This window comes from Pyxidicoccus sp. MSG2, from assembly GCF_026626705.1.
Lineage (GTDB): Bacteria > Myxococcota > Myxococcia > Myxococcales > Myxococcaceae > Myxococcus.
This window is the reverse complement of record NZ_JAPNKC010000001.1, coordinates 11,247,353-11,266,223: the sequence shown is the minus strand read 5'-3', so window position 1 is coordinate 11,266,223 and position 18,871 is coordinate 11,247,353. Positions and strand designations below refer to the sequence as shown.

General features: G+C 68.1%; 15 protein-coding genes and 1 pseudogene. 8 read left to right on the top strand and 8 right to left on the bottom strand.

Annotated elements, in window-relative coordinates:
* Window position 1: 1 nt before the first annotated feature.
* Window positions 2-1,222 carry a hypothetical protein gene (locus OV427_RS43610; protein WP_267862147.1) on the top strand — a complete coding sequence of 407 codons (1,221 nt, stop codon included), beginning with the start codon at window positions 2-4 and terminating at the stop codon, window positions 1,220-1,222.
* Window positions 1,223-1,346: 124 nt separating this feature from the next.
* On the opposite strand, the pseudogene OV427_RS43605 reads toward OV427_RS43610, so the two are convergent.
* Together OV427_RS43605 and OV427_RS43600 are read right to left on the bottom strand one after the other, a co-directional pair.
* A pseudogene (locus OV427_RS43605) lies at window positions 1,347-2,687 on the bottom strand (hydroxysqualene dehydroxylase).
* A gap of 290 nt (window positions 2,688-2,977) precedes the next feature.
* The gene (locus tag OV427_RS43600; protein ID WP_267862146.1) at window positions 2,978-4,498 is read right to left on the bottom strand and encodes a DEAD/DEAH box helicase; all 1,521 of its coding nucleotides are present in this window, start codon (window positions 4,496-4,498) and stop codon (window positions 2,978-2,980) included.
* Window positions 4,499-4,848: 350 nt separating this feature from the next.
* Between OV427_RS43600 and OV427_RS43595 the strand changes: the two genes are divergently transcribed.
* Window positions 4,849-5,625, top strand: a complete 777-nt coding sequence (locus OV427_RS43595) for a spermidine synthase (RefSeq protein ID WP_267862145.1) — start codon at window positions 4,849-4,851, stop codon at window positions 5,623-5,625.
* A 41-nt stretch (window positions 5,626-5,666) separates the two neighbouring features.
* Here OV427_RS43595 and OV427_RS43590 read toward each other — a convergent pair whose 3' ends face one another.
* The 5 genes from OV427_RS43590 to OV427_RS43570 all read right to left on the bottom strand — a co-directional run bounded on the left by OV427_RS43590 (window position 5,667) and on the right by OV427_RS43570 (window position 11,573).
* Entirely contained in the window at window positions 5,667-5,987 is a 321-nt protein-coding gene (locus OV427_RS43590) for a hypothetical protein (RefSeq protein ID WP_267862144.1), read from the bottom strand.
* A gap of 189 nt (window positions 5,988-6,176) precedes the next feature.
* On the bottom strand, window positions 6,177-6,962 hold the full coding sequence (locus OV427_RS43585) for a carbonic anhydrase (protein ID WP_267862143.1): 786 nt from the start codon (window positions 6,960-6,962) through the stop codon (window positions 6,177-6,179).
* Window positions 6,963-7,193: 231 nt separating this feature from the next.
* Window positions 7,194-9,296 carry an elongation factor G gene (fusA, locus tag OV427_RS43580; RefSeq protein ID WP_267862142.1) on the bottom strand — a complete coding sequence of 701 codons (2,103 nt, stop codon included), beginning with the start codon at window positions 9,294-9,296 and terminating at the stop codon, window positions 7,194-7,196.
* Window positions 9,297-9,715: 419 nt separating this feature from the next.
* On the bottom strand, window positions 9,716-10,918 hold the full coding sequence (locus OV427_RS43575; protein WP_267862141.1) for a cyclic nucleotide-binding domain-containing protein: 1,203 nt from the start codon (window positions 10,916-10,918) through the stop codon (window positions 9,716-9,718).
* 184 nt (window positions 10,919-11,102) lie between these two features.
* Window positions 11,103-11,573 (bottom strand): FKBP-type peptidyl-prolyl cis-trans isomerase, encoded by a 471-nt coding sequence (locus OV427_RS43570; protein WP_267862140.1) that lies wholly within the window; start codon window positions 11,571-11,573, stop codon window positions 11,103-11,105.
* 155 nt (window positions 11,574-11,728) lie between these two features.
* Between OV427_RS43570 and OV427_RS43565 the strand changes: the two genes are divergently transcribed.
* The 6 genes from OV427_RS43565 to OV427_RS43540 all read left to right on the top strand — a co-directional run bounded on the left by OV427_RS43565 (window position 11,729) and on the right by OV427_RS43540 (window position 15,591).
* Window positions 11,729-12,922 carry a metallophosphoesterase gene (locus OV427_RS43565; protein WP_267862139.1) on the top strand — a complete coding sequence of 398 codons (1,194 nt, stop codon included), beginning with the start codon at window positions 11,729-11,731 and terminating at the stop codon, window positions 12,920-12,922.
* Window positions 12,923-13,074: 152 nt separating this feature from the next.
* Entirely contained in the window at window positions 13,075-13,620 is a 546-nt protein-coding gene (locus OV427_RS43560; protein WP_267862138.1) for an RNA polymerase sigma factor, read from the top strand.
* Window positions 13,617-14,282, top strand: coding sequence for a DUF1109 domain-containing protein (locus tag OV427_RS43555; RefSeq protein ID WP_267862137.1), 666 nt, complete (start codon window positions 13,617-13,619; stop codon window positions 14,280-14,282). Before OV427_RS43560 ends, OV427_RS43555 begins: the two co-directional genes overlap by 4 nt.
* Complete coding sequence (locus OV427_RS43550; protein WP_267862136.1) at window positions 14,279-14,614, top strand: Carotenogenesis protein CarS; 336 nt, start codon at window positions 14,279-14,281, stop codon at window positions 14,612-14,614. The genes OV427_RS43555 and OV427_RS43550 overlap by 4 nt, the downstream gene beginning before the upstream one ends.
* Window positions 14,615-14,689: 75 nt before the next feature.
* Entirely contained in the window at window positions 14,690-15,118 is a 429-nt protein-coding gene (locus tag OV427_RS43545) for a hypothetical protein (protein ID WP_267862135.1), read from the top strand.
* Between the two features lie 161 nt (window positions 15,119-15,279).
* Entirely contained in the window at window positions 15,280-15,591 is a 312-nt protein-coding gene (locus OV427_RS43540; protein WP_267862134.1) for an NEW3 domain-containing protein, read from the top strand.
* Window positions 15,592-15,963: 372 nt separating this feature from the next.
* Here the strand turns inward: OV427_RS43540 and OV427_RS43535 are convergent, their stop codons facing one another.
* On the bottom strand, window positions 15,964-18,855 hold the full coding sequence (locus OV427_RS43535) for a gliding motility-associated C-terminal domain-containing protein (protein ID WP_267862133.1): 2,892 nt from the start codon (window positions 18,853-18,855) through the stop codon (window positions 15,964-15,966).
* Between the last annotated feature and the right edge of the window lie 16 nt (window positions 18,856-18,871).

Genomic DNA, 18,871 nt, shown 5'->3' with positions numbered 1-18,871 from the left:
TATGCTCAAGACTCTGGTCGTGGACGATGATGCGGACAAGCGCCAGCGCCTGTGCGCGGCGCTGGAAGGCGTACAGGGCTTCGACATGGCGGGGGTGGACACCGTCACGGATGTCGCCGCTGCCAGACGCAAGCTCACCGAGACCACGTACGAGCTGCTGGTCCTGGACATCGCGCTGCCACCGCGCGCCGACAAGGACGTCGAGCCCGAAGCCGGGCTTGGCCTGCTGGATGAGATCACCTCGCCCCGCAGTCGCCTGCGCGTGCCCGCGCACATCATCGGCGTCACCGGCTTCGAGCACCTGTTCACCGAGGGGGTGAATCGGTTCTCCAGCCGGCTGCTCACGCTGGTGCACTACGACGCCGCCTCGGACGAATGGGAGCAGCGCCTGCAGGCACGGCTCCGACAGATCCTCGCCGCGCAGGACTCCCGGGCCCGTGAGCCCCTGCAGCACCAGTCCACGTTGGCGGTGCTGTGCGCTCTTCCCATGGAGCTGGCCGCCATCCAGCGACTCCCCTGGAACTGGAAGCAGCACAACGCGCCCGGAGACCACACCATCTACTGGCGGGGCACCTACAGGCGGGATGACGAGGAGCGCGTCGTCTACGCCGCCGAGTGCCCCCGCATGGGCATGCCCAATGCGGCGGTCTTCGCCATGAAGCTGATCCACGCCTTCCGCCCCCGCTATCTCGCGATGGCGGGCATCACGGCGGGCATCCGCAAGAAGACGGAGCTGGGAAACGTCATCGTCGCCAGCCCCTCCTGGGATGGGGGCAGTGGAAAGTGGACGATCCAGGGTGACGAACCCCGGTTTCTCGCGGCGCCCCACCAGCTCTCCCTGGACGTGACGCTCAGAGAGCAATTCAAGGCCCTAGGAAAGGATGTGGAGACCCTTGCGCGCATCAAGGCAGGTTGGCCGGGGGAAGCGCCCTCAACCGAGCTACGAGTCCACGTCGGTCCGCTCGTCTCCAACGCCTCCGTGCTCGCCGACAAGGTCAGCGCGGAGCGGCTCCAGGGCCAGCACCGGGAGCTGCTCGGCGTGGAGATGGAAGCCTATGGGGTCTTCGCGGCGGCAGAGGAGAGCTCCGCCCCCAGCCCGACGCCACTCGCGCTCAAGGCCGTCGTCGACTTCGCGGACGGGAAGAAGAACGACCGGTACCAGCCATACGCGGCCTACACGAGCGCGCAGGTGCTACGACACTTCGCGGAAAAGTACCTGTGAACGTATACGTATAGAGAGGACAGGAGCACTGATGGTGCCACCTGTGAACCAGCGGCCTTCCCTCCGCACAATTGACGCGCGGCACAAGAGGTGGGCGCGGCGTCCCTGCGGCGCCGCGCCCGCTTCAGCCCCGGTTGCAGCCGAGGATGGCTTCGGAGCAGGCCTTGCCACCGCGCACCGCGCCCTCCTGCGAGCCGAAGAAGGCCTGCTGTGTCCAGTCTCCCGCGAGGAAGAGGTTGGGCACGGGCGAGTCCTGCACCGGACGGCTTGACATGGCACCGGGCAGCGGCCGCACCAGGTGCTTCGGGTGCTTGAGCACCACCGACTTCCGCACCTGGGCGTCGCGAAACTCGGGCACCACCTTCGCCAGCAAGTCGAGCACCCGCTTCACTAGCGCCTCGTTCGACGCGAAGAGCAGCCCGTCCGCGGGAGAGATGATGACGGACAGGCGGCTGCCCTCGAACGTCGGATAGGCATTGCGCGACTGGCCCTGCTACACGCAGGCCTCGCTGAGGCCCACGAGGACGAAGCGATCGTGCGTCACCACCTCGCGGTCGAACCAGAGTTGCACCGAGATGGCAGGGGCCAGGGGCAGATCGGCGAGGTTCGCGAAGAACGGCTCCGTCCTTAGCGACTCGGGTACCAACGGCACCAGGTTCCACACCGGGAGCGCGGCCACGTAGACGTCCGCCTCTAGGCGCTCGCCGCCCTTCACCCCAAAGCCCTGGATGCGCCCAGGCGCCGCGACTCCCGGAGCCGGGGGCTCGTAGAGGATTTCCTCCAGCTTCACGCCAGTGCGGATGACCGCGCCCCGCTCCGTTAGGTGGCGTGAGAGAGGACGGAAGATGAGCGTGTCGCGCGGGCCCCGATAGCCGGCGAGCAGGGACTCGTGCAGGTGCGTAACGAGGTAGTGGATCCACGTGTGGAAGTTGAAGGCGGAGAACTGCTCGTGCTCGGTGAACTGGATGCCCCGGCAGAAAGGGCGCACGAAGCGCTCCAGCACCCGCGTGTCTCCGTTGACGCAGCTCCACCAGTCCACCACTGTCTGATTGTCGAACTGCTCGCGGAGCATGTCGTAGGGCAGCAGCCCCGACATGGCGAAGGGCAGCAGCGACAGCTTGTCCAGCGGACCCAGGTAGTCGTTGTTGCCAAGCACGCTGGCCAGCGTCTTCATCGGCGAGCGCGCCGGGTCGATGTTGAAGACGGCCTCGGCGGGGCCTTCCGTGTCCTGGAGCTGGAGCTGCTCCATCCAGAAGAGGACTAGGTCGTGGGGCTCACCGATGCTGGCCAGCAGCGCCTTGAACTCGGAGTAGGCGCCGAGGAACAGGTGGAGGCCCTGCTCGACCTGGTCGCCGTCGGCGTCGCGGTACGTGGAGGCTCGGCCGCCGAGATAGGGCAGCCCCTCCACCACCGTCACCACCCAGCTCGCGTCCACCAGCAGCTTCGCGCAGGTGAGGCCCGCCAGTCCGCCGCCCGCGCATGTCCCCTGCCCTCCTGTCCGGCCAGCCCGAAGCTGTGGCCGCCCCGCCCGTGCTCACGGAATGGGGCAGGACAAAGCTGAGGCAGGCACTGTCGGCTGGCACGTCATCGCGCCCGGTGATCGGGCAGTACAGCGGGCAGCCCAGCTGGCCGTCCGTCGAGGCACGGCGAGCGCATGCCATGAAAAAGGAGCCGGGCCCTCAAGGGCCCGGCTCCTGGTAACTCAGAACCGCGCAGTCGCGGCGCCGGAGCTCATGGGCCCCGGCTCAAATCACATCAGAACCACTTCGGCGACGGGCGCGCCGGACGCGGAGCAGCCTCGGGAGCCTTCCCCGCGGCCTGCGCCGCGGGAGCGGCCGGACGACGGTGCTCGGACGGGCCACGCGACGCGACGACGTTGCCACGGCCTCCGCCGCCACCACCGCCCTGCCCGGAGCGGCCACCGTCGGCCCGCCCCTCACCCCGGCCACCACCACCCCGGCCGCCACGGCTGCGACGCGACGGACCGGAGGGATGCCCACCCCCGCCACCACCACCGCCATTGCCGGAAGCGCGGGCCTGGGACTGACCCCGTCCCCCGCCACGGCCCCCACCCCTGTTGCCAGCCGGTGCGCGATCCGGCTCGGCCGGAGCCGAGTAGTCCGCGGGACGCGGGCCCGAGCGGCCGGCGCGGTACGGGTGGTCCTCCACCACGGGCACGCTGCGGCGGATGGTGCGCTCGATGTCACGCAGGTACGCGCGCTCCTCGCCATCGCAGAACGACACGGCGATGCCGCTGGCGCCCGCGCGGCCGGTGCGGCCGATGCGGTGCACGTACTGCTCGGGCACGTTGGGCAGGTCGTAGTTGATGACGTGGCTCAGCCCGTCGATGTCGATGCCACGCGCGGCGATGTCCGTGGCCACCAGCACGCGGAGCGAGCCGGCGCGGAAGTCGTCCAGCGCGCGCTCACGGGCGTTCTGGCTCTTGTTGCCGTGGATGGCCGCGGCCTGCACGCCCGCGCCCTCCAGCTGCTTCGCCACGCGGTTGGCGCCGTGCTTCGTGCGCGTGAAGACGAGCGCACGGGCGATGCGGCCCTCCTTCAACAGGTGCGTCAGCAGGCCGCGCTTCTGCTCGCGCTCCACGAAGTACACCTGCTGGCTCACCGTCTCCGCGGTGCTGGAGACCGGCGTCACCTCCACCCGGATGGGGTCGGTGAGGATGTTGCGCGACAGGTCCACGATTTCAGGCGGCATCGTGGCGCTGAAGAAGAGCGTCTGCCGCTTCTGGGGCAGCACCTTGATGACCTTGCGCACGTCATGGATGAAGCCCATGTCGAGCATGCGGTCCGCCTCGTCGAGCACGAACACCTCGAGCGAGCGCAGGGACACGAAGCCCTGGTCCATCAAGTCCAGCAGGCGGCCCGGCGTGGCGACGAGCACGTCCACGCCGCTGCGCAGCGCCTGCACCTGGGGATTCTGGCCCACGCCGCCGAAGATGACGGCATGGCGCAGAGGGAGATTCTTGCCGTACGTGGCGAAGCTCTCACCCACCTGCCCCGCCAGCTCGCGGGTGGGGGTGAGCACGAGGCAGCGCACCGGCCGCGCGCCGCCCGCGGGCGCCTTGGCGGACAGCCGCTGGAGGATGGGGAGCGCGAAGGCGGCCGTCTTGCCGGTGCCCGTCTGCGCCACGCCGAGCACGTCCCGGCCGGCCAGCGCCTGGGGAATGGCCTTCGCCTGGATGGGCGTGGGCGTCGTGTACCCCTCGGCCTTGACGGCGCGCAGGAGGGTGTCGTGAAGCTGGAGTTCGTCGAAAGTCATGTCGTCCTGATGAAGCGGTGAGCCCGCCTCCCCAGAAAGTGAGGAGGCCCGCGCAGCGCGCCCATCCGGTCTAAGTGCCGTGGGCGCCTGGCGGTGCGCGGTCAGACCCATGTGGCCGAACCGCTTGGGGAACGTGGTGGAACAGGAGGGCCCCCCCACCCATTCCGGAACTGCGGCGGGGGACCCTGCCCGCTAACGGCCCCAAAGTCCCGTGAAATCAACGCCTTGCCGCGTGTTTTCACGGTATCCCATGCTTGCAGGACAGGCCCACGCTCGCCTGCCTGCTGTTTGAACACGAAAGACCGCGAAGGCTCGCTCGCTTCGAGGGTTGGGGAGGAGAGGAAGGGGCCGTGAGTCACCGCGTCGTCGTCACCGAGGACCCCGAGGGCCTGCGCACCCTGCGCTTCGAGGAGGGAGGCGCGCGCCAGAGCGTGGTGTGGCCCGGTGAGCCGCTGCGGTTGGAGGCCGCCTACACCCGCGTGTCCATGGTGGGCCTGGCCTTCGTGCCGAGACCGGAGCGCATCCTCGTCATCGGCCTCGGCGGAGGCGCGATTCCGATGTTCCTGCGCGCCGTGCTCCCCGAGGCGCGAATCGACGCGGTGGAGGTGGAGCCGGATGTGGTGGAGGCGGCGAAGCTCTACTGCGGCTTCGAGGAGGACGACGCCCTGCGCGCGCACGTGGCGGACGGGCGCGAGTTCATCGAGTCCTCCGGACCGCCCTACTCGCTCATCTTCCTGGATGCCTATGGCCCCGACAGCATCCCCGGGCACCTGGCGACGCGCGAGTTCCTCGGGGCCACGCGGGCGCGCCTGACGCCGGACGGCGCGGTGGTGAGCAACGTGTGGGAGTCGCTGTCCAACCCGCTCTTCGACTCCATGCTCCGCACGTGGCAGGTGAGCTTCCAGCAGCTCCACCGGTTCGACGTGGAGGCGACGACGAACCGCATCCTCGTGGGGCTCTCACGCGCGGAGTCCTGCTCACGCGCGTCGCTGCTGGCGAGCGCCCGGGAGGTGCAGCGCGAGCGGCGCCTCCCATTCGAATTGGTGCCGCTCATCGCCCGCGGCTACCAAGCCGTGCCCCGGCGCTTGAAGCACGGGCACGTGCTGACGGACGCGGAGCCGGGTTGACGCGCCCGGCTCACGCCCTTGAAAGACAGACGCGCCGCCGGTCAGTTGGCGACTTCAAAACACGCCGAACAGCCGGCGCGGCAGCAGTCATAGGTGCCATAGCAGACGCAGACCGTCGCGTTGCACGAGCCCGAGCAGGAATCCACGAGCGAAGCATCCGTCTCCGCCGCCGCGCTCGCCTGGACCTGGCCCTCCACGGAGATGCCCTGACTGTCGACACTGAAGCTGCGCGACTCGCCCTGCACCTGCTCACCCACCGCGTCCGGCGAGCGCAGCATCGTGTGCTGCTCCTGCAGGTCACCGCCACAACCGACCGCCATGGTAATCGCCGCGAACACCACCAGCAGAGACAGCTTGCGCATTGTCTTCCCCGAGGTTGCGGCGGAAGCGAAGCTCGCTCCCGCCTGAGGTGCAGCGAGCGGATGATGATTGATTCGCAATACAATTGCAAACCAGTCAAAACACCTGGGGAGGCTGTAATCATCCCTGTCCTCCGGGCCTGACCCACCCGGAGGCACGGGCATGCGCTGACGGACGCCGAGCCGCGCGGACTACCGCGAGGCGGTGTGCAGGTAGACGTTGCGCCCGTTGAGCGGCTGGAGCGCGCGGCTGTTGGGGTTGAGGTACGGCAGGCGCTGGAAGGCGGCGATCTGCTCGTCGGACATCTCGATGGGCTTCGTCATCACGAACCACTCGACGCCCTCGGTGCACGGCGGCGTGGTCAGCGAGCCCTGATACTGGAAGTAGGCCTGCTCCCGCGGCAGCAGCGCGGCCGCGTTGATGAGGCCGTGCTCCAAATCGCTGTGGGCGCCCGGGTCATGCGGCAGGTGGTGGAAGGCGGCGTCCAGCACGCGGTTGGGCTCGCCTTCCTTGATGAAGACGCCCACCACCACCACGCCGCCGTTGCCGTCCTTGTGGACCAGGTGCATCTCGAGCGGGAAGCGCTTGCCGTCCTCGGTGTGCTCGCTGGGTGTGTGGAAGTGGAACTGGGCCAGCGCGTACTCGCGGCCATTCACGCGCACGGAGCTGCCCGCGTCGTACGTGAACTCCACGGTGTGGCCGTTGTTGACCATGTGCACGTGGCTGGGCCGGTACTGGAAATACGGCGCCAGGTGCGTGTCCGGGATGGCGCCCCGCGTCTCCAGGGCGATGGGCGTCTCCGAGTGGCCCTGCGCACAGGCGGACGCCCCGGGCAAATCGCCCCAGTGCTCGGGACCGATGGACTCGATGTAGCCCCAGTGCTGCGTCTCGCCCTCGGCGGTCGGCGCGGGGCTCGCGGACCACGGGCGCGCCTCATCCGCGAATACGGGCGCGGAGAAGAGCAGGGAGAAAGCCAACGCCTGACCAAGACTCTGAGTTGCGGGACGAAGCCGAAGGTGCATGGGGAGTCCTTTCGGCTGCGCTTGGTAATCACGGCATTGACGGGATTCAACGCTATTTGCGCGAGCAGGGCCCTGGGAGGCCGTGCCGCAGCGCGTGACAAATCCGGACGCACCGACGCGCGGCGCTTCGAGCAGGGGCGGCGGGCCCGGGAGCGGATGCCGCACTCCCGGGCCCCTCACTTCACGTCACACCCGCGCTTCGGCCTGCGCCGTCTGGAGCGCTTCCGGCACTGGCTCGTACGCGCCCAGACGCATGCTGGCCTGGGCCCGTCCCTGCGTGCGGCCGCGCAGTCCATTCACGTAGCCGAAGAGGTTGGCCATCGGCACGCGCGCGGAGACCACTCGCGCGTTGCCCCGGGCCTCCATCCCCAGCACCCGCCCGCGCCGCGCGGACAGGTCTCCGAGCACCTCACCGACGTACTCCTCGGGCGTCGTCACCTCCACCTCCATCACCGGCTCCAGCCCGAGCACGCCCGCGCTCCGTGCCGCTTCCTGGAGCGCCAGCGAGCCGGCCATGGCGAACGCCTGTGGCGTGGAGTCCTTCACGTGCGTGTCGCCATCCACCAGCCGCACCTCCACGTCCACCAGTGGAACGCCGTCCCGCACGCCCCGCGCCATGGCGCCGGCCACGCCCTTCTCAATGGCGGGGACCAGCTCCCTCGGAATGCTGCCGCCGCGGGTGTCGTCCACGAAGACGAGCCCCGCCCCTCGCGGCGCCGGACCCACGTCCAGCACCACCCGGGCGTACTGCCCCGGCCCACCCGTCTGGCGGACGTGGCGGTACTCCTGGCGCACCTGGCGCCGGAGCGTGTCGCGGTACGCCACCTTCGGCTGTCCCACGCGCGCCTCCACGCCGTACTCCGTCAGCAACCGTGACACGACCACCTCCAGGTGAAGCTCACCCATGCCGGACAGCAGCACCTGGCCGCTCTCCGGGTCCACGCCCACGCGCAGCGACGGGTCCTCCGCCGCCAGCCGGTGCAGGCCTTCCTCCAGCTTCGTCAGCTCCGCGGGCGAGCGCGCCTCGATGGCGAGCTGCACCACGGGCTCCATGACGCCCAGAGACTCCAGCACCACCGGAGCCTCCACGTCGCACAGCGTGTCGCCCGTGCGCACGCCCTTCAGGCCGAGCGCCGCGCAGATGTCTCCCGCGTACACCTCCGCCACCTCCTCGCGGCGGTTGGCATGCATGAACATGAGCCGGCCAATCCGCTCACGCTTCCCCGTGACGGGGTTGAGCAGGACGGTGCCCGCGCGCAACGTGCCCGAGTACACGCGCAGGAAGACGATTCCGCCCACGGACTTGTCGCTCATCAGCTTGAACGCCAAGGCAATGGGTGGACCCGAGTCCGACGCCGGACGCAGGACACGCTCATCCGTGCCGGGGACACAGCCCTCGACGGCGGCGAGGTCCGACGGCGCGGGCAGGTAGTTGACGACGGCATCCAGCAACATCTGCACTCCCTTCTTCTTGAAGGCCGAACCGCCCAGCACCGGCACCAGTGTCCGCGCCAGGGTGCCCGAGCGCAGCGCACGCTCCAGGTCCTCCGCGGTGACTTCTTCCAGCCGCCCTTCCACGAACTTCTCCAGCACCGTCGCGTCCACGTCCGCGGCCGCCTCGATGAGGCGCTGCCGGTACACCTCCGCCATCTCACGCAGCTCCGCCGTGAGGGGCTCCTCGCGGTACTGGCCTTCATCTCCCTCGAAGACGACCGCCACCATGCGCACGAGGTCCACGAGGCCACGGAACTCCGAGCCCTCGCCGATGGGCAACTGCACCGCCACCGGACGCGCGCCGAGCCGCTCCTCGATGGACGCGATGCTCATGGCGAAGTCCGCGCCCACCTTGTCCATCTTGTTGAGGAAGGCGATGCGCGGCACGCCGTACCGGTCCGCCTGCCGCCACACCGCCTCCGACTGGGGCTCCACGCCCTGGCTCGCGTCGAACACCGCCACCGCGCCGTCCAGCACGCGCAGCGAACGCTCCACCTCGATGGTGAAGTCCACGTGTCCCGGCGTGTCCAGGATGTTGATGCGGTGGGGCTGTCCCGCCACATGTCCCTGCGTGGGCTTCCAGAACGCGGTGGTGGCCGCGGACGTAATGGTGATGCCGCGCTTCTTCTCCTCCGGCATCCAGTCCATTTCGGTGGAGCCGGTGTGCACCTCACCCGTGGAGTGGATGCGGCCGGTGAAGAACAGGACGCGCTCGGTGAGCGTCGTCTTGCCCGCGTCGATGTGGGCCATGATGCCGATGTTGCGGTACCGCTCGATGCGCGTGGTGCGAGACATAAAAGACTCTCGTTCCCGTCGGGCAGCGAGGCCCGCGGGTGGTTGAAGACAAACAACCGGTTGGAGTTGGATGGACGGGTGTCAGCGCGCCGGACGGGCACGCACGCGAGACTCGCCGGAGGGGCACGGAAGGCCCGCTCCGGGACGCGTGAGGGCACACGAAGGCACTGACAGAACGAGGGCGGAGCCGGGACTCAGGGCACGCGGGAACCAGTCAACCCGCGGGCCGGAGGACACCGGTCCGCCAGCTCAAATGTCGAGCAGAACCTCGTGACGGGGGGCGAGGCACACGTCCGCCGCCGGCGCGAAGTTGCGCGCACTCAGCAGGGCGATGTTGGAGACGGGCCTCATGATGCAGATGAGATAAAGCACCCGGGCGGGCTTGTCAACCCGGGTGCCCGTGTCTGTCTTTCAGGCGCTCAGCTGCTCAGGGCCCGGACGCGCGCGGCGAGGTTCTGCGTGAAGAGGCGGAAGATGCGCAGCGCCGCGGCCTCGTGGGTGTCCAGGTAGTGCTGGAAGCCGGCGCGGGTGATGCGCAGCGCCCGCACCGACGTGCGCGCCTTCACCTGTGCGGACACGGGGGCGTCCTGCACCAGCGAAATCTCGCCCAGGTACGTGCCGGGCCCCAGCGTGTTGAGACGCCGCGCGTCCGGCTCCGAGCCGCTGTAGACCTCCACCGTGCCCTCCAGCAGCACGAAGAGGCCCACGCCCGGCGCGCCCTTCTCCAGCAGCACCGCGCCCGCGGGGATGAGCACCTGCCGCGCCACGCGGTACAGGTCCTTCATGTCCTCCAGGGACAGCTCGCCGAAGATGGGAATGGCCTTGAGGTAGCCGTAGCCATTGGCCTCGGGCGCCGAGGCGCTCGCGGGCAGCCGCGCGATGACGGCGTCGGCTTCCGCCTCCATGCCCATGCGGCGCAAGAGCCGCGCCTTCTCCGCGGCCAGCGCCGGGTCCGCGCGCGCCGTGTCCGAGCCGCGCATCGTGTCCGCCAGCAGCGCCAGCGCCCGCCGCGTGAAGCCCTCGCCGTCCAGCAGCTTGCACATGCGCAGCACGGACTCGAGGTGGCGCGGGTCGCCCGCGGGCACGCTGCCCAGCGCCTCCACCTCCGCGTGGGACTGGCCCAATTCGCGGTAGAGCGCCGCCGCCTCGTAGGGGCGTCCCAGCCGGACCAGGCACTGCGCCATCGGCTCGCGCGCGCTCAGGCCGCGGTAGACCTCCAGCGCCCGCTCCAGGGCGCCGCCGCGCTCGAAGGCCGCCGCCGCGCGCTCCACCTGGCCGGCGCGCAGGTAGGCCTCCGCCGCTTCCACATAGTGGCCGCCCTGGACGTACAGGTCCGCCACCAGGGCGTCCGTGCCACAGCCGTCCAGCAGTCGCGCGGCGCCGGAGAAGTCACGCGCCTGCCGCATCACCTCCGCCAGCCGCTGGCGCTCCTCCACGGGGGCCTGCGCGGCCTCCTTCTGGAGTCGCTCACGCTGCGAGGAGCCCAGGTCTTCGTAGAGCTGCGCCGCCCGGTCCGGCTCGGCGAGCATCATCAGCGCCTGCAGCGCCTGGAAGGCGCCCTCTCCCACCGCGCCGGCGGGCGCGCCATCATCCTTGAGCATCTCCACCTCGGACCCTGACATCGCTCGTCCCCCCGATTCCGGGATGTTTGAACCACTGTTTCAGGGGCCGGGAGGTGCCCGGCCCCGACGCCCCGGAAGACAGGCCGAGGCTATATCACCGTGACATGTCGCTCGAAGTGACGACACGGGCGGAGGTGTCGGCGCGTGGACGCCCGCCTGCCCGCCGCCTCCAGGCCCGCGACGCTCAGCGCACGAACACCAGCTCCGTGTCGAAGATGAGCACCGAGTACTGCGGGATGACACCCGGCACCCCGTCCTCGCCGTAGCCGAGCGACGAGGGGATGACGAGCCGGCGCGAGCCGCCGACCTTCATGCCGACGATGCCCTCGTCCCATCCTTCGATGACCTCGCCTGCCCCCAGGGTGAAGGAGATGGGCGGCCCACCGCGGCTGCTGTCGAACTCCGTGCCGTCGGGCAGCCAGCCCGTGTAGTGCACCTGCACCCGCTTCAGCGCCACGGCCTCCGTGCCACTCCCCACCGGCATGTCCTGGATGTAGACGCCGCTCGGCAGCAGCGTCATCGCGGACAGGTCCACGTTCAGCTCTTCCGCGTACGTCACCTTGGTGGGGTCCCCGGAGTCCGGCGACACCTGGGAGTCCTCTCCACACCCGAGCAGCGGGACGAACAGGGCACAGAGCAGCAGCGAGCGGAGCATGGAGTCCTCAAGAACGGGGGCCGGAAGTCGACCGCGCGAATGGAGGGAGCCTGCCCCGCCCCGGCACCGCGCGAAAGGGCCGTGTGTCCCCGCCTGCCTGCCACCCTGGAATACAGGGGCGCTGCGAGCAGGCTTCCGTTATGCAGGAGCCCGCCATGCCACGCTGGGTCAGCCTCCTCTTGTTCTTCATCCCGGTACTCCTGCTGCTGCTGGGCGGGCACGTCTATCTCTACCGCCGGCTGGTCCGTGACGTGACGGAGCACCGAGGCCTGCGCCGCGCGGCCGGGGCGCTCTTCACGGTGGGCTTCGCCGGGGCGTTCGGCGCCCGGGCCCTGGGCGCCGTCCTGCCGTCGGCCGCGTCGCGCGTGGTGGGCATCGTCTTCCTCGCGTGGATGGGCCTCGTCCTCTACCTGCTCATGTTCACCCTCGCGGCGGACGGGGTGCGCGCGGTGGCGAGGTGGCGGGCGCGCCGCCAGGCCGCATCCGGTGCACCGCAATCCGAGCCCGCGTCCCCGGAGCGCCGGGCACTGCTGGGCCGGGGCCTGGCGATTGGCGCCGGCGTGGCGGGCGCTTCGGTCACCGGCTTTGGCACCTGGCGCGCCTTCCACCCACCCGACGTGCGGGACATCCCCGTGCGCCTGCCCGGCCTTCCCAAGGCGCTGGAGGGCTTCACGCTGGTGCAGCTCACGGACATCCACATCGGCGGCGTGCTGCAGCGCCGGTTCGTGGACGAGCTGGTGTCGCGCACCAATGCGCTGAAGCCGGACCTCATCGCCATCACCGGCGACCTGGTGGACGGCTCCGTCGACACGCTGGGTCCCTTCGTCGCGGGCTTCGGCGCCCTGCGCGCCCGCCACGGGGCCTTCTTCGTCACCGGCAACCACGACTACTACTCGGACGCGGACGCGTGGGTCGCCTTCGTGAAGGGCCTGGGCATCCAGGTGCTGCGCAACCGCTCGGTGACGATTGGCGACGGCGCGGCGTCCTTCCAGCTCGCGGGCGTGGACGACTGGAGCGCGGACCGGATGGGCGAGCCCGGCTATGACCTGGACGCGGCGCTGCGCGACGTGCGGGCAGACCGCGCGTCGGTGCTGCTGGCGCACCAGCCCTCCAACTTCGACGAGGTCGCCCGGCGCGGCGTGGGGCTCCAGCTCTCCGGGCACACCCACGGCGGGCAGATGTTCCCCGGCACGATTGTGGGGGACCTCATCTGGGGCGACCGCAACGCCGGGCTGAGCCGGACGGCGCAATCCCTGCTCTACGTCAGCCGGGGCTGCGGCTTCGTCGGCCCGCCCATGCGTGTGGGTGCACCGTCGGAAATCGCACGGCTGGTGCTGCTCCCCGGGTAGGCTCGCCGCGGTGAGGCCGCTCGTCCGCCCTCCTGTCGGGAGGGACAGCGTTCCCTGAATCCCCCTGTGTTTCCGGCGGTTTGCCGGAAGCCACAGGGCGGAGCGGACCTCCGGAAACATTCTTCGGAGTGGGCCGTACGGGGAGACGGGAGATGGGGAGTCCAACGGACGAAGAGCTGATGGAACGGTTTCGCGACGGCGCGCAGGATGCCTTCGAGGCGCTCTTCGCCCGACACTCAGGTCGGGTGCAGGGATTCCTCGCGCGCATGGTGCGCAGCGGACCGCTCGCGGAGGACCTCTTGCAGGCCACCTTCCTCTCCGTCATCCGTTCCCAGGGCCGGTACGAGTCCGGCACCCGCTTCCTGCCGTGGCTGATGACCATCGCCGCGAATGCCGCGCGGGACGCGCTGCGGCACCAGCGCCACGTGGACGCGTATGCCTCCCGCGAGGACACGTCCGCGCTCACGTCGGTGCAGCCGCCGGCCGGAGACCCGAGCATGCGCCGGCACCTGCTGGACGCGCTCCAGCAGCTCCCGCCGGACCAACGCGAGGCGGTGATTCTCAGCAAGGTGGAGGGCTGGTCCTTCGAGGAGATTGCCGCGCTGCGAGGCATCAGCGCGGGGGCGGCGCGCATCCGGGCGCACCGGGGTTATGAGCGACTGCGGGAGCTGCTGGGCTCGCTGGAGGAGGCGCGATGAGCCCGCCCCTCGACCTCGACTCGCTCCTGTCCGAGGAGCCGCCTCGGGATGCCTCCGCGGCCGCGCGCGTCCTCGCGGCGGCGCAGGGTGAGCTGGCGCAACGGCGCCCGGTGCGTGGCTGGCGCACGCAGGCGCTGTGGCTGATGGCGGCCTCGGGTGGACTGTCGCTCGGAGTGGCGGCGGTGTTGCTGGCATTGGGAGTCACGTCCGGGGCGTTGCTGCTGGGCCGCGCGCACCTGCTGGTACTGCTGCTGGGCACGAGCGCCGTGTGCGCCTGGGGCGCGCTCTCTCCGCGCGGGCACGGGGTGCAGCGGCTGGGCGTGGCGCTGGCCATGGTCAGCGCGGCCGTGCTGGTGCTGGCGCGGGGCACCCCGCATGCGGTCTCCACCGTGCCCGAGTGGGTGTGCACGGCCAGCCACGTCGCGGTGGGCGCGGTGCCGCTGGTGGTGGCGCTGCTCGCGCTGCGCACCGCCGTGTTCCAGCCGATGCGGGCCCTGGTGGCGGGCCTCGCGGTGGGGACGACGGGCGCCTTCATGGGTGAGCTCGCGTGCGAGCGGGGCTGGCGGCATGTCGCCGGCTACCACCTGCTGGCGTGGGGGCTCGTCGTCGTCGCGTCGCTGGTCATCTCCAAGTCGCTCAAACCCCGTTCCTACGCGCCATGATCCAGGACCCCTCTCTCATCGTCTGCAGTGACGTGGACGGCGCGCCGGTGCGAATCGGTGAGACCGTGAAGGTGGTGAGTCGCTCGGACGACGGCACCATCAGCCAGCGCTTCCTCGGGCACACGGGCGTGGTGGTGGGGCTCGTCTACGACGACCCGGCGAGTCAGTACCCCGAGGACCCGCTCATCCAGGTGCACGTGAAGGGGCTCGGCGAGGACCTCTTCTTCCCCGAGGAGCTGGACCTGGCGCCCGAGTGGGCTCGCAACCGCATCGCCCAGCACCGGCAGGCCGCGCGCGAGGTGGGCAGGCCCGGCGCGGACCGCATGCCGTGAGGTGAAGCCGCCGCGCTGAAGACATCCGGTGTCACAGGCTCGCGCCTCCGACGTCCAGAAGGGACGGAGGCTGCGATGGAACAGTCGAGGACATGGATTGTCGGCAACCACGAGCTCATCTTCGAGCCGCCCGACACCCTCCGGGCCATCATTCGCGGCTGGATTACGTACGAGGATGGCGTGAAGTGGGTGGCCATCATGCACGACGTGACCACTCCCGGCCCCGTGTCCGTGTACTGCGTGGTGCAGATGACACCGATGCCGGAGTTTCCCTACCCCCGGCTGTCCCAGGAAGCCCGCCAGTACCTCGCGAAGCAGAGCAGCTCCGACTGGTTCAAGGCCATCGTCTACGTCGGTGGAGGCATCCTCCAGAAGATCACCGCCAAGGGGCTCACCGTGGCCATGCTGCTGTCGGGCCGGAAGCGCTTCGACGTCGAGTTCGTCGACAGTCAGGAGAAGGCCCTGCAATGGATTGAGGAGCACCGCAAGAAGGCACGGCGCTGACTTGGGAGGTCTGGAAGTCGCGGTGACTCCCCCGGTACTGAGTCCCGCGCGAAGCTGTGAAGCAGGCGGCACCCACCTGCCCTCGGGTGTCCCTTCCGTCGGCGGGGCGGCACTCTACCCTTGTTGAACCTCGAATCCCCGGGCGGAGGGCGCCGCACGCCATGACGCGCGAGTTCGCCATCACCGCTCCCTCCCCCACGCTCTCACTGGGCGCGGACGGACGTGGTGAGGTCGCCTTCACCGTCACCAACGTCACCGGGCTCGCGATGCGGGCGGTGGCCCGGTTCCTTCCCGAGCCACCGCTGAAACCCGAGTGGCTGAGCGTCCGGGGCGCGGACCACCGCGACATGCCCCCGGGCGCGACGGATGACTTCACGGTGGACCTCCAGGTGCCCCCTGGCGCGCCCCCGGGCCCGTACACGTTCCGCATGGTGGTGAACCCGCGCTTCGGTCCGGACGGGCCCCAGGCTTGAAACAGCAGCGCAGTGTGGTGCCCAGACAGTCGACGCGCAGAATGTCCATCCGGGATTCCTTCGCACCGCAGGCACGAGGCTGACGGCCGGGCTGGATGCGGAGAGCCGCCGCTGAAGCGGCCCGCCCCGTGGTGCGCCGCCCCCTGCTCGAGCGGCAGCGGCGACCGTGGCAACTGAAGTGACTGCCGGGCGGTCTACGCCCGGCTCGAGGGGCCCATCTTCCAAGAGGACGAGCTGGACATACATCTCAACCCAACCTGGGGGCCGACTGGATGCGGCCCGGAGAGAGGCGGGAGGCCTTCACTCCGGGCAACCATCAGAAGCGCTACGTGGCCTGAGCGCTCAACTCACGCACGGGCAGCACACATGGCATCAGCGTATGAGCGTGACGTTACCATGCGGTGTGCTGTCCCCTGTTTCTGAGTTCAGCAGATTTCCGGAGCACATTGCCATCTCCACTCTCCAGACAAACACGCCACTCCCCTGCGGAATGCTCTGATAGGTGCCGTTCCAATCGTAGTTGGGCCCCTGCGAATAGAAAACCACCTGGCCCCAGCGATTGTAGACCCAGAACTCGGAGCCCGGGTAATCCCAGATATTGACCGGCCGGAACACGTCGTTCAGACCATCGCCATTGGGAGTAAAGGCATTCGGCACGGCAACCCTTCGGGGGTTGTAATGAGCAACGGTCTGCGTTGCCGAACCACTGCAACCGAAATTGGTATTCTGGGCAGCCAGCGTGTAGGTGTAAAGCACTGGCGGAGGCGCTGGAGCGGTCAGTGGAGGTGGCGCCAGGCTGGGGAGCGAGATGACTGGATTGGCAATCTGCGTATTGTTCAGATAGGTGGCCGGAGACCAGTTGTAGGTATAATTCAGAACAGGCCCACCAGGATCTGGGTATTTGATGTATACATTCGAATTCAACGTCTGGGGCGTGGATTCACAAGCGAAGACATCATAGGTCTTGGCCTCCACCACCAGTTGCGAAACATAATAGGTAATCGCATTTGATGTGAGCATCTGCGACGGATTGGACTGACTATAGGCGATGACGCGGTACTGATAGACACTTGGCGCCGTCTCCGTCTGCAGGGCGTTCATCGCAGTGGCGCCGGCGATATCGGTCCAGGGGCCACCATTCACGCTCTTCTGCCATTTGAATCGAGGATCACTGAAGGGGATGGAAGATGTAGGCCACCAGCTATACAAGTTCTTGGTGCCGCCATTGGCACACACCTGCGCCTTGTGCTGTATGGTAGGATTGGGTGAAAAAGACGCGATAATCGGAGTGTAGCAGGGAGCAAAGGATATATCATCTATCACCATATCGTTTCCGTTGTTGTTGTTATGGCGATTGACGATGACAACCTGCGCCGAGGTCGTACCGTTCGGAAGATCGAACATGAATCCGATCTTGTGCCACTGCAATGGGCTGGAATACGGCACCGTGATATCAGCGCTCGCGCCCAACAGTTTGCCTTGAAGATCATGGACCTCGAACCGAAGTCCCGGGTCATCTCCGATAGACGTGAGGTTACCCACCCAAGCCGAGAACTCATAGCGGAAGGCATTATTCAATCCGTTCACGGTTGTGCGGTAGAATTCGCCACGGCGGTCGTCGGCATCCACCATGAGCATGTAACCGTTCACGTCGTTTGGCGTGTGGTCCTGTGTGCCCAGCCAATTGGAACGGCAGTTGGCAGTACTGTTGACGACGGTGTACTCACCGGGATTGAGCGCGCAGTGATTGAGATAGGTATAGGAACTGGTGCCAGCCGGCAGTGGCGCCCCCGGATTACCACCGGCCCCGAAGTCGACAAAAATGGCTGGCGGTCCCTGGAAGCCATCGCAGAATTCCGGGGCCTGGGTAGTCCTGTTGACGATGTTCACCGAAGTGCCGGCATTCTGGCCTTCGTAGTCCTCCGTTACAGAAAGATAGCCCACGGCATCCTGGAACATCGAGGGACTGTTCCACTGGACGGTCGCGGTATGCTTGTTGGAGCTCAAGATCGTGCCATTGATGACGCTCCAGTTGACGACGGCACTGGCTTCGAAGGTGCTATTCCAGTCCCAATTGACGGTGTAGGTCTCCACTCCTCCTGGAGCCACCGACTTGTTGCCGGTGACGGACGACACCATGAAAGGAATGATCGACGCGTTCCCGCTGGCCGTGGTGTTCGAAACACAGGTTGCCGTCGTGGTGGCGCTGACGGCGACCGAGCGCAAGGCGGCCCGGGAGGTTGCAGTCGTGGTGAAGGTGGAACCCGTGGCGCCCGGAACGGGGCTGCCGTTCATGGACCACTGATAATTGGTTGCCGGCAGGTTGGAGTTGGCCGTAAAAACCACCGTGCTTCCCGGCGCCATGTTTATCTGAGAAGGGGCGACACTGACCGTAAAGGCCTGCGGCTGAGTCACCGTCGTCGTCAGTGAATTGGAAGTGGCCGAAGCCGAACACGCGCTCGAGACCGAGCAGGTGATTACGTCTCCGGTGGAGATGGAACCGGGCGCCAGTACCAGCACGTACGCGGGCGGCCCCGCGACGTAGGAACTGACATTGACGCCGTTCTTCTTCCATTGATAGGTGATTGGGCCCGTGGCATTCGACACGGCGGCGGAGAAAGAAGGCGCCGTGCTCTGACAGATGGTCGTATTGCCACTGATGGTTGCAGCGAGGGGTTGCGAAGTGTCGATTACGTTTATCGTAATGGCATTGGATGTGGCGCTGGTGGACGTGAGGCAGGGGGCATTGCTGGACATCACGCAAGTAACCTGCTGGCCGTTGGTCAGCGAACTGGCAGTGTATGTATTCATGTTGGCGCCCCCGGTCACGTAACTGCCGTTGACATACCAACTGTAATACGGGCTGCTGCCGCCATTGACGGGGGACGCGGTAAAGGTGACCGAAGCGCCAGGGCAGATGTTGGTCTGGTTGGCTGTAATGGAAACCGAGGGCGTCACCGACGCGGCGATATTGATATTCGAATACGTGACGCCGCCGCTATAGCCGTTGTTGTTGTAGTAGGCGTTGACATAGGCCCCGAACGCCGGGCTGTCCCATTTCAACTGGATGTGGCTGGCGCCGGGTGTTCCTCCCGACAAGAGGGTGGCACCGCTGCTCACGGACCAGGAGGTGACGGTTCCTGGCCCTGTAAAGGAGAATACGTTCATCTGGCCCACGCAAAAGGAGCCATAGGGATGGATCAGCGCTTGCGCATGGGCATTGACGTTGAAAAGCAGGAGCAACAACAGGGTTGAGCGGACCATGCTTCGCCTGGGGTGT